At 60.0% G+C, this 13,107-nt stretch carries 11 protein-coding genes; 9 read left to right on the top strand and 2 right to left on the bottom strand.

From position 1 onward, the window contains the following. Nucleotides 1-286 precede the first annotated feature (286 nt). The 8 genes from ACOABP_RS14630 (at nucleotide 287) to ACOABP_RS14595 (ending at nucleotide 9,063) form a co-directional block, all read left to right on the top strand. Nucleotides 287-1,315, top strand: coding sequence for an LLM class oxidoreductase (locus ACOABP_RS14630; protein WP_474225771.1), 1,029 nt, complete (start codon nucleotides 287-289; stop codon nucleotides 1,313-1,315). Nucleotides 1,316-1,463: 148 nt separating this feature from the next. Then, on the top strand, nucleotides 1,464-2,654 hold the full coding sequence (locus ACOABP_RS14625; RefSeq protein WP_474225770.1) for a hypothetical protein: 1,191 nt from the start codon (nucleotides 1,464-1,466) through the stop codon (nucleotides 2,652-2,654). Nucleotides 2,655-2,732: 78 nt separating this feature from the next. After that, nucleotides 2,733-3,224 (top strand): phosphate-starvation-inducible PsiE family protein, encoded by a 492-nt coding sequence (locus ACOABP_RS14620; RefSeq protein WP_474225769.1) that lies wholly within the window; start codon nucleotides 2,733-2,735, stop codon nucleotides 3,222-3,224. Nucleotides 3,225-3,512: 288 nt separating this feature from the next. Beyond that, nucleotides 3,513-4,181: a helix-turn-helix transcriptional regulator gene (locus ACOABP_RS14615; RefSeq protein ID WP_474225768.1), complete on the top strand. Its 669-nt coding sequence runs from the start codon at nucleotides 3,513-3,515 to the stop codon at nucleotides 4,179-4,181. Between the two features lie 172 nt (nucleotides 4,182-4,353). Further along, entirely contained in the window at nucleotides 4,354-4,926 is a 573-nt protein-coding gene (locus ACOABP_RS14610; RefSeq protein WP_474225767.1) for an HdeD family acid-resistance protein, read from the top strand. 53 nt (nucleotides 4,927-4,979) lie between these two features. After that, entirely contained in the window at nucleotides 4,980-5,402 is a 423-nt protein-coding gene (locus ACOABP_RS14605; protein ID WP_474225766.1) for a PRC-barrel domain-containing protein, read from the top strand. Between the two features lie 80 nt (nucleotides 5,403-5,482). Next, nucleotides 5,483-6,088 (top strand): Hsp20/alpha crystallin family protein, encoded by a 606-nt coding sequence (locus ACOABP_RS14600; protein WP_474225765.1) that lies wholly within the window; start codon nucleotides 5,483-5,485, stop codon nucleotides 6,086-6,088. A 146-nt stretch (nucleotides 6,089-6,234) separates the two neighbouring features. Next, nucleotides 6,235-9,063, top strand: a complete 2,829-nt coding sequence (locus ACOABP_RS14595) for an ATP-dependent Clp protease ATP-binding subunit (protein WP_474225764.1) — start codon at nucleotides 6,235-6,237, stop codon at nucleotides 9,061-9,063. A gap of 92 nt (nucleotides 9,064-9,155) precedes the next feature. Here ACOABP_RS14595 and ACOABP_RS14590 read toward each other — a convergent pair whose 3' ends face one another. Beyond that, nucleotides 9,156-10,391 (bottom strand): NAD(P)/FAD-dependent oxidoreductase, encoded by a 1,236-nt coding sequence (locus ACOABP_RS14590; protein ID WP_474225762.1) that lies wholly within the window; start codon nucleotides 10,389-10,391, stop codon nucleotides 9,156-9,158. Between the two features lie 276 nt (nucleotides 10,392-10,667). Between ACOABP_RS14590 and ACOABP_RS14585 the strand changes: the two genes are divergently transcribed. After that, nucleotides 10,668-11,114, top strand: coding sequence for an EAL domain-containing protein (locus ACOABP_RS14585; protein WP_474225761.1), 447 nt, complete (start codon nucleotides 10,668-10,670; stop codon nucleotides 11,112-11,114). Here ACOABP_RS14585 and ACOABP_RS14580 read toward each other — a convergent pair. Then, nucleotides 11,098-12,720: a putative bifunctional diguanylate cyclase/phosphodiesterase gene (locus ACOABP_RS14580; protein ID WP_474225760.1), complete on the bottom strand. Its 1,623-nt coding sequence runs from the start codon at nucleotides 12,718-12,720 to the stop codon at nucleotides 11,098-11,100. The two genes, ACOABP_RS14585 and ACOABP_RS14580, sit on opposite strands and share 17 nt — an antisense overlap. Between the last annotated feature and the right edge of the window lie 387 nt (nucleotides 12,721-13,107).

Genomic DNA, 13,107 nt, shown 5'->3' with positions numbered 1-13,107 from the left:
GTCGCACGACCGATGTTATGGAAGCGTCGGCAGAACGCCAACAAAATCCGGCAGAATCGCGAAAGACACTCCCCTGCGATGCGTCTACCGTGTGGGGACAGGTGAACCGCTGTTATCGAGCGCGGGCTGCTGGCAAGTGAAAGGAAAGGCGCGAAACGAAAGAAACTCCTGGACGTCCTCAAACTCGCGCGCGTGCAGCGTCTTTCCGACTCCGTGGCTAATGTTGACGATACGCGCGTCACCCATAGCTTTGGCACAACGAGTTGCCTTGAACCGGGGTATGTAGATGTACCAACCTAGTACTGTTCCTTACCAGCGGCATAGGGGATTTGGACATACCTTCTCGCCTGGTTCTCTTAGCTTGGGATTGTTCTTTCCCATTGAGGCTTTCGAGGGAGACCGGCCGACGATGCACAACCAGGTTGCACTTGCAAAGCGCGCCGAGGAGTTAGGTTTTTCAGCGTTATGGTTCCGTGATGTTCCGCTGAGAGACCCAAGCTTTGGCGATGTGGGCCAGGTTTTCGATCCGTGGGTCTACATGGGGTTTATGGCCGCCCACACATCAAACATCGCCCTCGGCACGGCTTCGATCGTACTACCGTTGCGCAACCCCTTGCATACTGCCAAAGCGGCGGCGAGCGTCGATCAACTGAGTAATGGCCGCCTACTATTGGGAGTCGCTTCCGGTGACCGTCCGGTTGAGTTTCCAGCGTTCAACATCGACCCGGAAAAGCGAGGCGAGATTTTCCGCGAAAGGTTGGAAGTGATCCGACGGGTTCAGCACACGAGCTTTGAGCGCGTCAGTTGGAGTGACGGAGAGCTAATCGGTGCCGACCTGATTCCAAAGCCCACTACAAACGAGATTCCGCTCTTCGTGACTGGACACAGTCGCCAATCGCTGGATTGGATTGCCAAACATGCCTGCGGGTGGATCACCTACCCCCGTCCTCCTCACCTCCAACGATTGATCGTAGATAAATGGCGGCAGGAAGTTATCGGGCAATCCGGGAGCGTGTACAAGCCGTTCATGCAGTCGCTCTACATTGACCTCGATGCATCGCCGTCGACAGCACCCTCGCCGATTCACTTGGGGTTCAAGCTTGGCAGGCGCCATCTGATTGACTTGCTCGATGTCCTGCAGGAGATTGGAGTTGACCACGTCATTTTGAATCTGAAGTACGGCCACCGAAGCGCTGCCGAAGTCGTCGAAGAGCTTGGCACTCATGTGGTCCCTCGCTTCGGCGCGGGGGACTCCAGCGCCAAGCTTGCGGGAACGGATTACAGGCTCGATACGCAAGCCGTTAGTGTCTGGTAAGAATCATTCGTGCCGGAGAGACCGGCTGAAGCTCGCAGCCGAGGTCGGCAAGGCGCTTGAGCAGGCGGTGGATGGTTTTGCTGGCATGGATGTCCCTACGCCGGAGATGTGCTAACGACGATGCCCTGACTAACTCTACGAGGCAACTATGGACGCGATCACAGATCCTGTGCACCTAAGCGACCCCCGACTACTTGACTGGGTCTGCCAACCGCGCAGGAACGGCGACACCTTTAACTTGGCACCGGATCCATCACGGCTGTCAGCGCGTGGATTCACTACAAGCTCACGGCATCCTCTGCCGGGATCACTCGGCGAGGTCCAAATTGTCTCGGCGATTCGCCGGCACTACCGTATTGACCGCTTCAAGCAGCCTCTCGCTGATTGCTTCATCCTGATTCCAATGCGGACCACCTTGGGTGCCCACGCAAACGCGATCCTCGGACTGCAGGGCTCGCTTGATGCCGGCGTGCGCCAGACTATTGTTGACACCTTTCAAGCCTACTCTCCTACTCATCACGGCGCGGCGCTGCCTTATATGGCGGCACGGCTTAGCGAATTCAACCATGATCATCCGCCGGGACTGAACGGCGAGGAATTCGGTCTCTTTCTGGATACCACTTTCACTTGGCGCGGAGTACAGAAAAAGTTCGACGAGGTTGAATGGCTTCATGCCGTCTATGAAGGCAATGGCCACTCAATGATCCCTGAGTTGTGTCCGGAACGTGATCGAAATCTTGGCCATGATGGCTACCGGCTCGTTTATATCGGGGAGGAGTACTTACAATCTATTCCCCCATTACGAGAGTCGAAAAATGTCGTGAAGGTTCAGCAAGACGAGCCCGAGGATCGGGCCGTGATTAAACTAGCGAATGAGCTAGCTTGCGCGAAAAATAGAGATTGTCAATTCATGGAGCCACACAAAATCCGTATAACATCAATTAATCTTATCGATGAAATAAAATTGACACTTGAATTGGCGTATTTAAGAGATAAAAGCTGTGGCTTCCATATGTTAATGCCGGCGCTACACACGCGGTCGACTCACAACGCTCTCTATGCGACTGTCACGTGGTCGCACCCGCATGATGTCATGAAGAGAATCTTTACGGAGAACGCCCAAGAAGCGGCCATCCTAGCTGCGCCCGTTGCGTTGATTAATTTTGAGGAGGGGCTTGCAATCTTCAAAGCCGAGTTTTGGAGACTCATCAAGGAACGGGCTCTCCATAGTTTCGAATGCTTGATTCCAGAACTAATCATAGTCAAGGAAGTAGGTGGATGGTGGCCTGCGAGTTGGCCCGAACCCATAGAGTCCGAAGAGGAGGTTGAAATCCACTGAGAGTCATCTGGACCGCCGTCACTGGATGCGCGAGCTTTTCCGCAAGTCCGCCCATCAATATGCAAATGAGGCATTCCCTTGAACCTTGACAAGCTTCGGCTGCAATGGCGCGTGCTGACCATCTATGAGTGCTTCGAGCAGATCATCGCGCATATCCTGAGCATCGTGATCTCGGCGGTCGTCCTCGTATCGCTGTGGCAGTTGATTCGGGCGGTCATCGCGCTGTTGCTGTCAGGGGCATTCGATCCTCTGGATCATGCGGTGTTCCAGGCGATCTTTGGGATGGTGATGACGCTCTTGATCGCGATGGAGTTCAAGCATTCGATCATTCGCGTCATGTTAAGGAGAGATCATATCGTGCAAGTCAAAACCGTGATCCTCGTGGCGTTGCTCGCGATAGCGCGCAAGTTCATCATCCTCGATCCAGCCACGGACCCGGCTCACATCGCCGCACTCGCGGCCGGACTGGTTGCGCTTGGCAGCGTCTACTGGCTGATGCGGCAGCGCGACGATCCCGTTGATGCCGCAACCGCCGAGCGCATCGCGCAAGATCGCAAGGAACGCATCTGACAATGCGGCGCGTCCCTATGGATGCAAAAAAACACCCAACGTAGACGGACATGGAATACTAGACTTGAATGCACCACGATCGATCCGCCGTCTTGGAGAACGCGCACCATGGAGCAAATGTGTCGTTCTTCAGAATTGCGTTGTCTTTACTACCACTCGATCGGCGTCTCCTGCACGGAGAGCTCCGTAAAGTCTGTGCAATGGATCTCGTGTGTCATCCCGGCGGACCGGACCACGGCGCATGCTAGTGCCGTCGGAAGCAGCGCGCGCTCCTCTCACCGTATTAGCGTGAGTGCGCCGTTCATCGCTATCGTGCCGGCGGAGGCTAGCATCGAAGTCGACAATGAAGACGATCCGCGCGGCATTGTCCTCGCACTCAATTCGGCCAGGCTGAGCGAAACCGCTCGAAATGGACTCGGTACCGGGGCCGCCTGCGATATCCCGTGCTGGTTCACGGCGTGGGACCCTTTCCTGCGCGAAGCGGCCGACATGCTTACCGCGTTGCATTCCGGCATAAGCCCGGACCCCGTGTGCCTCGCTGCGTTCGCCGACGTAATCTCACTTCATCTCGCGGGCCGGTACGGCCGCCACGCCGATGCGCTCGAGGTAGGTACGAGTCTCTCTCAGCTAAAACTGAGCGTCGTGGATCACTTCATACACGAACACATCGCGGAGAACATCCCGATCGAGCGCCTTGCCGCGCTCGTGCACATGAGCGCGTCGCATTTTGCGCATGCTTTCAAGAGCGCGACAGGGCTTACGCCCCACTTCTACCTGACTATCAAGCGGTTGAAATTCGCGGAGTTGATGCTTTTCGAAGGAAGTCTCCCGCTGATCGATGTCGCGGCACGCGCAGGCTTCCAGACGCAGCAGCACTTCACCGCGGTGTTTCATCAATACGCAGGCTGCACGCCCCGGGCTTTCCGCCTCGCTCATATCCGCCCGACGATCCGGTGAAGCGCTCGCGACGCGATCCATGAGTGACCGACGCGTGCAGGAATCCGACACCTCTGGGCAGGAACTCGAAAGAACCGCGCGCCTCCCGGACGTATACTTGTGGACAGTCGCGGCATAACAATTGCGCACGCCGTGTTAGCCGCATACTGTCGACTCGACCGAGGTACCCACAATGGAAGAACTGCTCGGACGCGCATGGTGGATGCTCGCGCTGCGCGGCGCCGCAGGGATACTTTTCGGCCTCCTCGCGCTCTTCTGGCCTGGTCTCACGCTGCTGCTTCTGGTCGCGATGTTCGCGGCGTATGCACTCATCGGAGGCGTCGCGGCGGTCAGCGGGGCGATACGACATCGTGCGATCCGCTCGGATTGGTGGATCCCGTTGCTGCTAGGCCTGTGCAGCATCGCGGCGGGGCTGATCGCCGTCGCAGCGCCAGATGTGACGGCGCTCGTGCTGATCGCCGTAATGGGCGGGAACGCCATCGTCACCGGAGTACTTGATCTTATCGCCGGGGTGCGGCTGAAGAGACGTGGTCGCAACGACTGGCTGCTGTTTTTCATCGGGATCCTGTCGGTGCTGTTCGGCGTCTTCGTGTTGCTCGTTCCCAGTGCCGGCGCACTGGCTCTCGTCTGGATGATCAGTACCTACGCGATTGTCTCAGGCGTGATGCTGCTCGTCCTCGGCCTTGGCGCACGGAACTGGCGGCCCGTCCTTCGCGACAGGCAGAACGTACCGCTGCACTCGTGAGCGCATCCTGCGCCTGGCGTCCATCTATCCCGCTGCGCATTCCGGAGAACATCATGAAGACTCACCTCATCTCGGCCGCAAGATTGTCGACGCTCGTGCTTGCGCTATCCGCTGGTGGCCTGGTGGCAAGCGCCGCGACAGCGCAGGATGTGCCTATCGCGGGCAAGGCGACACTGGGCGTAACCGTCACCGAAGCGCAAATGGTTGCAACGGGCTGGCGCGCATCGAAGATGATCCACACCGACGTCTACAACGATAAGAACGAAAAGATCGGCCGGGTCGACGACCTGATTGTGGCACCCGATGGCTCACTCTCGGCCGCAATTATCGATGTGGGTGGCTTTCTCGGGATGGCGACGCATCGTGTCGCTGTCCCCGTTCAGCATTTCAAGCAGATGGCACCGAAGGCAATCCTCCCCGGCGCAAGCAAGGAGGCGCTGAAAAAGCTGCCGGAGTTCGAATATGCGAAGGGCTGACATCGGGCGGCGACACCGCAGCACGAGTTACTGACGATGCGGGCCGCTCTGGCGGCTCGCTGGAACAAAGGAGCACAGCGATGTCATTGGATCTCGATAGGTGGAACCCTTTCCGTTTCCTGCGTAAGAGCCCCGAGGAAAAAAGCGCAGACGCGAAGATGAACGCCGCGCCTGCTACCTCGCAGCAGGCACCCGCGCCGTCGACTCCGAATGTGGCTGCGTCCGCATGGCCGGCATCATTCGATACGGCGCGCTCGCCGCTACCCGATCCTCTGCATCTTTTCACGGACCTGATACGCGATCCGTTCGGGGCGATGGGCCCGCTCGGAAACTGGTTCGGCGACTTCAGTCCTAGCGGCTTTCAGCCGCGCCTCGACGTGATCGACGATGGCGACGCGCTGCGCATCGTGGCCGAGTTGCCAGGACTGTCGCGCGAGGACGTGGAGCTCGAAATCGTTGAGGACATGTTGGTGCTGACCGGCGAGAAGCGCATCGAATCGAAGAGCGACGAAAAAGGCTGTTACCGGGTGGAGCGGGCGTTCGGACAGTTCCAGCGCGCGATTCCGCTTCCTTCCGGCGTCGATCTTGAACGCGCCAAGGCGAATTTCGAGAACGGCGTTCTCACCGTGCGGGTGCCCAAAGCGGCCAAAGAAACCGCGGCAACGCGGCGCATCGAGATCAAGTAAGGCGATTCGGAGGGCGACAAGGCTCCATGCTGCGCGCTCGCGTCGATGATCAGCCGATGCGCTCCTGCGCGCGCGGGGCATCTTCTCACCCATTGCGCTCGGCGCCTCGCCCCCAATCCTCCACTGCCCATCCAACGGAGATCATCATGGCTACTTGCAGCGTCTGCGGAAAACCGGCGACCTCGCAGATCACGATCACCGAGAACGGCCAGCGTCGTCAGTTGACGCTGTGCGACCAGCACTACATGCAGTTCATGGCACGCAACCAGCGCAGCCTCTCGCCGCTTGAGTCGCTCTTTCACGGCGGCCTCTTTGAAAGTCTCTTCGAAGATATGTGGTCACCGCTTGAAGGTAGGCGGGGTGGCTTGCATTCCCTCGGCCAAGCGGACGAGTCGCGCGCGAGCGCCGGAGACGGCGGCAACGGCGGCGCCGGCGCGGGTACTCGTGCCGGCTTGCCCGGCGGCCGGCCGCGTCGGCATCGCCGTGCGCGCGAAGCAGTTGACCTGCAGACGTTCCTGAGCGAGAGCGGCCTGGACCGCTTGCAGGCGGCCGCGCAAAAGGCGGTCGAGTTCGGCAAGTCCGAAGTCGATACAGAACACCTGCTGCTCGCTCTTGCCGACAATAACGTGGTGCAGGAGATCCTGCGCGAATTCAAGCTGGATCCCGAAGAGATCAAGAAGGACGTCGATCAGAATGCCCCGCGTGGCACTCGCGCGGAGAGGACGGACGAGGAACGCATCGGCGTATCGCCGCGCGCAAAGAGCGCACTGGAGAACGCGCTCACCGCGTCGCGGGAACTCGGTCACAGCTATGTTGGGCCGGAGCATATCCTGGTCGGGCTCGTCGAAGAGGAAGATGGCTTCGCGGGCGAGTTGCTGCGGAAGTACGGGCTATCGTCGCATGCGCTCCGGCAGAAGACCGTCAAGGTGGTCGGCAAGGGCGCCGAGGAAGGCACCGTCGAGGGGCGCTCCACCACGCCAACGCTCGACAAGTACGCGCGCGATCTCAGCGATCTCGCGCGGCGCGGCAAGCTCGATCCGGTGATCGGCCGCGACAAGGAAATCGAAACGACTATCGAGGTTCTTGCCCGACGGCGCAAGAACAACCCGGTGCTGATCGGCGAACCGGGTGTCGGCAAGACGGCGATCGTGGAAGGACTCGCGCAGCGTATCGCGCAGGACCAGGTCCCGGAAGTGCTGCGCGGCAAGCGCGTCGTCGAGTTGAACATTAACAGCGTGGTGGCGGGGGCAAAATACCGTGGCGAGTTCGAAGAGCGTGTGAAGCAAGTGCTCGATGAGATCGTCGAGAACCAGGACCGGCTGATCGTCTTCATCGATGAACTGCATACGATCGTGGGTGCCGGCCAGGGCGGCGGTGAAGGTGGGCTGGACATCGGCAACGTGTTCAAGCCGGCGCTCGCGCGCGGCGAACTGCATCTGGTGGGCGCCACGACGCTCAACGAGTACCAAAAGTACATCGAGAAGGACTCGGCCCTCGAGCGCCGCTTCCAGCCGGTGAACGTACCCGAGCCGAGCGTCGCAGAAACCATTGAAATCCTGCGCGGGCTACGCGACCGCCTTGAAGCACATCATAAAGTAAAGATCACCGAGGAAGCCATCGCGGCTGCGGCGAAGCTGTCGGACCGCTATATCGCCGCGCGATTCCTGCCTGACAAGGCCATCGACCTGCTCGACCAGGCAGCCGCTCGCGTGCGCATCGCATCGAATTCCAGGCCGACGCAACTGCACGACATCGAGGCAAGCATCCGCCGCACACGCCAGGAGCAAGATGCGGCAAGCGCCGCCAAGCAGTTTGACAAGGCGAAGGAACTGGAAGGGAAGCTCATCTCAGAGCAGGAGCGCCTCAACGATGCGACAGAAGCGTGGAAGAAGGAACGCGGCACCAGTTCGCAAAAGGTGACGGCGGAGGACATCGCTCAGGTCGTGGCATCGCTCACCGGCGTACCAGTGTCCGAACTCACCGCTGAGGATCGAGAGAAGCTGCTTCGCCTCGAAGAACGCCTGAGGGAGCGTGTGGTCGGCCAGGACGAGGCGGTCAGCGCCGTCGCGAAGGCCGTCCGCCTCTCACGTGCCGGTCTCTCCGAAGGCGGCAAGCCGACTGCGAGCTTCCTGTTTCTCGGACCGACTGGCGTGGGCAAGACCGAACTCGCCAAAGCCCTCGCTGCCTCCGTGTTCGGCGACGAGAACGAGTTGGTGCGTATCGACATGAGCGAGTACTCCGAGCGGCATACCGTGGCGCGGTTGGTCGGCTCGCCTCCGGGCTATGTCGGTTATGAGGAAGGCGGTCAGTTGACTGAGCGAGTGCGGCGCCGCCCATATAGCGTGGTGCTGCTCGACGAGATCGAGAAGGCGCATTCGGAAGTCCACAACATCCTGCTGCAGCTCTTCGACGAGGGCCGTCTCACAGACGGAAAAGGACGTCTCGTGGATTTCACGAACACGATCATCATCGCGACAAGCAATATTGGATCGCAGATGATCCAGGACAACATGCGTGCCGACAAGAAGCAGCTCGACTACCCCGAGCTGCGCGACCGTCTGATGGAGGTGCTGCGACATCATTTCAGGCCCGAGTTCCTGAACCGCGTCGATGAAGTAGTGGTGTTCCATGCACTCGGCAAGGCGCAGATCCGCAGCATCGTTGATCTGCAACTCGCGCGCGTGCAGCGCACAGCGGCCGGACAAAATATCGAGTTGTCGTTCGACGATTCGCTGCGCAATCATCTCGCGGATATCGGCTATGACCCCGAGTTCGGCGCACGGATGCTCAAGCGCAAGATTCGGGCGGAGGTGGAATCGCAACTCGCCGATGCGCTGCTGCGGGGCGACGTGCGCGACGGCGACAAGGTGACGATCACCTACGACTCGGGCGCGAATGCGGTGCGCGTGCAGAAACGATCCGTCGAAGCGGAGCCGGCGCGCCAGGTGGAGGAGCAGAAACCGGCGCACGTGTGATAGAAGGCCCGTGGGCGATGCCGCTTGTGCGGCGTCGCCTTGCGACGCCTTGCGAGCCTCACGCATGCTTGGCAACAACCGTACGCGGCCGTTCAGCCGCCGTTCAGATAGCGATGCACCAGCGCCACGCACATCGCGCCTTCACCTACCGCCGATGCCACGCGCTTGATCGACGCATGGCGCACGTCTCCCGCGGCGAACACGCCCGGCATGCTGGTCTCCAGGTACAGCGGTGCGCGCTCGAGTGGCCATCGCTGGTCGTGCTCGAACTCGCGCAGGTCTGGACCGGTGACGAGATAGCCGGCCTCGTCCCGCACGATGCCCACCTGCGCTGCCCATTCGGTTTGCGGCACGCCACCAATGCAGACGAAGAGCCAGTGCGTCTTCACGCTGCGGTGCTGGCCGGTGCGCACATCGGTCAGCGTGACTTCACGCAGCGTCTCGTCCCCGCCAAGCGCCATGACTTGGGTGCACGTCTTAACTTCGATATTCGGTGCCGAGTTCACGCGGTCCACCAGATACTGCGAGAGCGTGTGCTTCAGCGACGTGTCGCGCACTACCATGCAGACGCGATTGGCCGACTGCGCGAAGTACATGGCCGCCTGCCCGGCCGAGTTTCCCCCGCCGACGATATAGACGTCCTCGCCATGCATCAGTGCTGCTTCACTTGCACCCGCGCCATAATAAAGGCCGGAGCCGAAGAAGCGATCCTCGTCGGCCAGGCCGAGCTTGCGATACGCCACGCCCGTCGCGCAGATCGACGTTCGTGCTGTAATGCGGGTGCCGTCTTCCAGATAGACGACGCCCTTGCCTGGCGGAAATTCCGCGCGCATGCCGGCGCGCGCAAGAAGTATCTCGGAACCGAACTTCATTGCCTGGGCGCGAGCCCGCTCGGCGAGTTCCCAGCCGCCGATGCCATCCGGAAAGCCGAGGTAGTTCTCGATCTTCGAGCTGCTGCCGGCCTGACCCCCGATGGCCCACCGCTCCACCAGCACCGTGCGCAGCCCTTCCGATGCACCGTACACCGCGGCGCTCAGTCCCGCGGGACCGGCGCCGTAAATGGCGAGGTCGTACTCCGAGCGTGAAGGGTTGGCGAACCAGCCGAGCTTTTCGGTGATCTGCCGGATGGTCGGGCATTCGAGCCGTGTGCCGTCATGGAAGACGCACACGGGCAAGCGAGAATCGGACAGATGCTGCACGCCTGCAAGCGCCGCGGCGTCCTCATCGCGTGTGAGCTCGATCCATTCGAAAGGGATGTCGCTGCGATGAAGGAAGTCGCGAATCGCATAGCCGTTGGCCGTGCGCTTTCTTCCATAGATCTTGACCATGAAGGTGGCTCCCGGTGCGTCGTCCGTGCCCGTCTGGCAGCGCGACAGGAACTACCTTAGGCGCGCGGTCGATCGCGCGTCTTTTTTGATTCTGTCTCCCTTTGTCTGATTCCTGCGGCCCCGAACAGCGCGACGCCTTGGCGTATTACGCTAGTGAGCGAAGGGGAGTCGCGCATTACACAGACTGCCTCTCTCGCGCGGATTCCACAGTCACCCGGCTATCGTTCACAAATCTGCCTGAACGACATCTCGCACGAGCCTTGCGAGATCCACTCGATGAAACGTCATCTCGGATGCTGCGGCGTGAGAAACGGGGATGGCGAAACATCGGTCTTGGCAAGGATGCTAAGGCGTACCGTAGCTGGCGGGTTCCGAGGCCTTGGGGCACGGCTGTTACAGGCACTGCGCAACGGTTCTGCGCCGGATGTGCGCCGGAGCCCGCGAAATGGCGAGTTCATTCCGTACTGTCAGCCGGTGATCGACCTTGAATCGGGGGCGTGCCTCGGCGTCGAAGTACGGGCCCGCCGGCAGCATCCGCGTCGCGGTCTGCTAGAGCCGGGCGCCCCGATTAGTCGCGCGCCGCGCCAAAGCGGCGCCGGTACGGCCCCTGGTCGCTGTCCATACGCTGACGAAGCCGCTGGCCCACTCATTTTGTTTATTCTCATCGCACAGGCAACGTGCGAGCGTTCATTTCCGTTTGGCGCCTTCACAAACCTTGCATAAATTCAACAAAGGCTTCTGGGTTAAGCGGGCGGCTGATTAGATAACCCTGGACAGCGTCGCATCCGGCGTCCTTCAACTCTTCGAGCTGACTCCGGTACTCGACGCCTTCTGCGATAGTTTTCATGCCCAGCGAACGAGCAAGACCGACGATGCCTCGAATGATCGCCGATGCCTTCTCTGAATCCACCAACGCGCGAACAAACGATTTGTCGATCTTGAGCGTGTCGATAGGCAGTCGGACCAGATAGCTGAGGCTGGAGTATCCAGCGCCGAAGTCGTCCAGCGATGTGGATATTCCCGCTTGCTTCAGCGCGGCAAGAACCGACGATGCCTTCTTGATATCGCTCACTAAAGAGTCTTCCGTGACTTCAATATCGAGCATGGTGGGGGAGATGTCGTTCGCCCTCGCGATCTGGAGAATCCTATCTGCGAGCCCTACACCGAGCAGTTGCCGAGCCGACAGATTGAGGCTGATCCGCGGCACGATTACGCCCATCCGCCGCCATGTGCCAATTTGCTGGCAAACTTCATTGAGCAGCCATTCGACGAGAGCGCCTTCATATGGGGAGTCAAGCAACAGATCCAGGAATGCGTAAGGCGTGAGCAAGCCTCGTTCAGGATGACGCCAGCGAAGGAGCGCCTCGGCACCGATCAGGGAGGTGTCGGAGAGTGCCATTTGAGGCTGGAAGTGGAGCTCGAACTGGTTTCCCGCAAATGCCCTGCGGAGATCGATACGCAAGGCAGCGCGGTCGCGCACGCCCCGGTCGAGTGCCGCGTCGTACGTGCGCACTTGAAACCCGCCAGATGACTTCGCTGCGTACATGGCTGTATCGGCATGACTCAGCAACACTGCGGCTGATTCCCGTTCATCTCTCAGTAGCGCGATACCAACGCTGGCCGACAGGGAGATGGATCTGCCGCATGTATCGAATGGCACTGCGAGCACATTGAGCACCGAGTGCGCAAGCGCTTCTGCTGCACTTTCAGTGGTATTGCGTAACAACAGAACAAACTCGTCGCCCCCTACGCGCGCGGCGAAGACAGCAGGTTCGAGAATTGCGAGTAGCCTTTTGGCAAAGCCGCGCAGCAACTCATCGCCGACAGCATGACTGAACGCGTCGTTGACTTCCTTGAGATGGTCCAAGTCAATAAACAGCAGTGCCAGGGAAGCGCTGTCCGTAAGGCCCAATGAAGCAGCCTCGGCGACCGCGTGTGACATCACTTCCATGCACTTGCGGCGGTTCGCCAAGCCAGTCAGGTAGTCGTGACTAGCTTCGAATTCCAACTGTGCCGCGTCCTCGTGTTCTCGTGTGACGTCGCGGAAGAGTACCGTGATGCCATCGTCGTGCTGAAATGAGCGAGCCTCAAACCAGGTGCCGAGCGGTGCGTAATAGTCAGTGTGACAGCCGGGAATTCCCGTTGCCGCCGTCTGCTGATAGATGCGAAAGTAGCCGGAGTCCACCAAGTCCGGGTAACACTGCCATATGTCGCGTCCGAGCAGGTTCTTCCGCTCCTGCCGCAAGTATCGTTCAGCCGTATTATTGAGATAGGTGAAGCGCCACGACTTGTCTATCGACATGAATCCGTCGCTCAGACTATCAAGCATGTCACTAAGGTGAGCCGGTGCAGGCTGTCGGGAGCCGACATCTGTCGGGGGGGGACGAGAGTCAGTCTGTCGTTCCATGTCTTGGCCTTCTGTTCGAGTCTGCCCCAAAAACATCGCTCGTGCGCAAACCGTGGGCCATCGGATTTTACCGCCTTTACTTGGGCGTCGAACATTGGAACCCGATGCCTCTGACGGGGAGGATGATGCTGCCCTGATTCGGGTCGGTCATCCATTGTGCGCGGGGGGCCACTAATCAATTGGATGAACAAAGCGCCAGCGCCTTCCCGCCTTCGGGTGAGTCCGTGAACTTCCGCGGTTTGCGGCTCATGACGACCCGGTTCAGGCCACGAGTGACCGTTCGACCGTCTCAGAACTTAACGCGTGGTC

It is taken from the genome of Cupriavidus sp. HE11, assembly GCF_056097175.1.
This window is presented reverse-complemented; position numbering and strand designations above follow the sequence as displayed.

What these genes read in the sequence shown, in the direction of transcription:
- ACOABP_RS14630 (WP_474225771.1), top strand. Translation starts at nt 287, where the DNA reads ATGTACCAACCTAGTACTGTTCCTTACCAGCGGCATAGGGGATTTGGA.
- ACOABP_RS14625 (WP_474225770.1), top strand. Translation starts at nt 1,464, where the DNA reads ATGGACGCGATCACAGATCCTGTGCACCTAAGCGACCCCCGACTACTT.
- ACOABP_RS14610 (WP_474225767.1), top strand. Translation starts at nt 4,354, where the DNA reads ATGGAAGAACTGCTCGGACGCGCATGGTGGATGCTCGCGCTGCGCGGC.
- ACOABP_RS14605 (WP_474225766.1), top strand. Translation starts at nt 4,980, where the DNA reads ATGAAGACTCACCTCATCTCGGCCGCAAGATTGTCGACGCTCGTGCTT.
- ACOABP_RS14600 (WP_474225765.1), top strand. Translation starts at nt 5,483, where the DNA reads ATGTCATTGGATCTCGATAGGTGGAACCCTTTCCGTTTCCTGCGTAAG.
- ACOABP_RS14595 (WP_474225764.1), top strand. Translation starts at nt 6,235, where the DNA reads ATGGCTACTTGCAGCGTCTGCGGAAAACCGGCGACCTCGCAGATCACG.
- ACOABP_RS14590 (WP_474225762.1), bottom strand. Translation starts at nt 10,391, where the DNA reads ATGGTCAAGATCTATGGAAGAAAGCGCACGGCCAACGGCTATGCGATT.
- ACOABP_RS14585 (WP_474225761.1), top strand. Translation starts at nt 10,668, where the DNA reads ATGAAACGTCATCTCGGATGCTGCGGCGTGAGAAACGGGGATGGCGAA.
- ACOABP_RS14580 (WP_474225760.1), bottom strand. Translation starts at nt 12,720, where the DNA reads ATGCTTGATAGTCTGAGCGACGGATTCATGTCGATAGACAAGTCGTGG.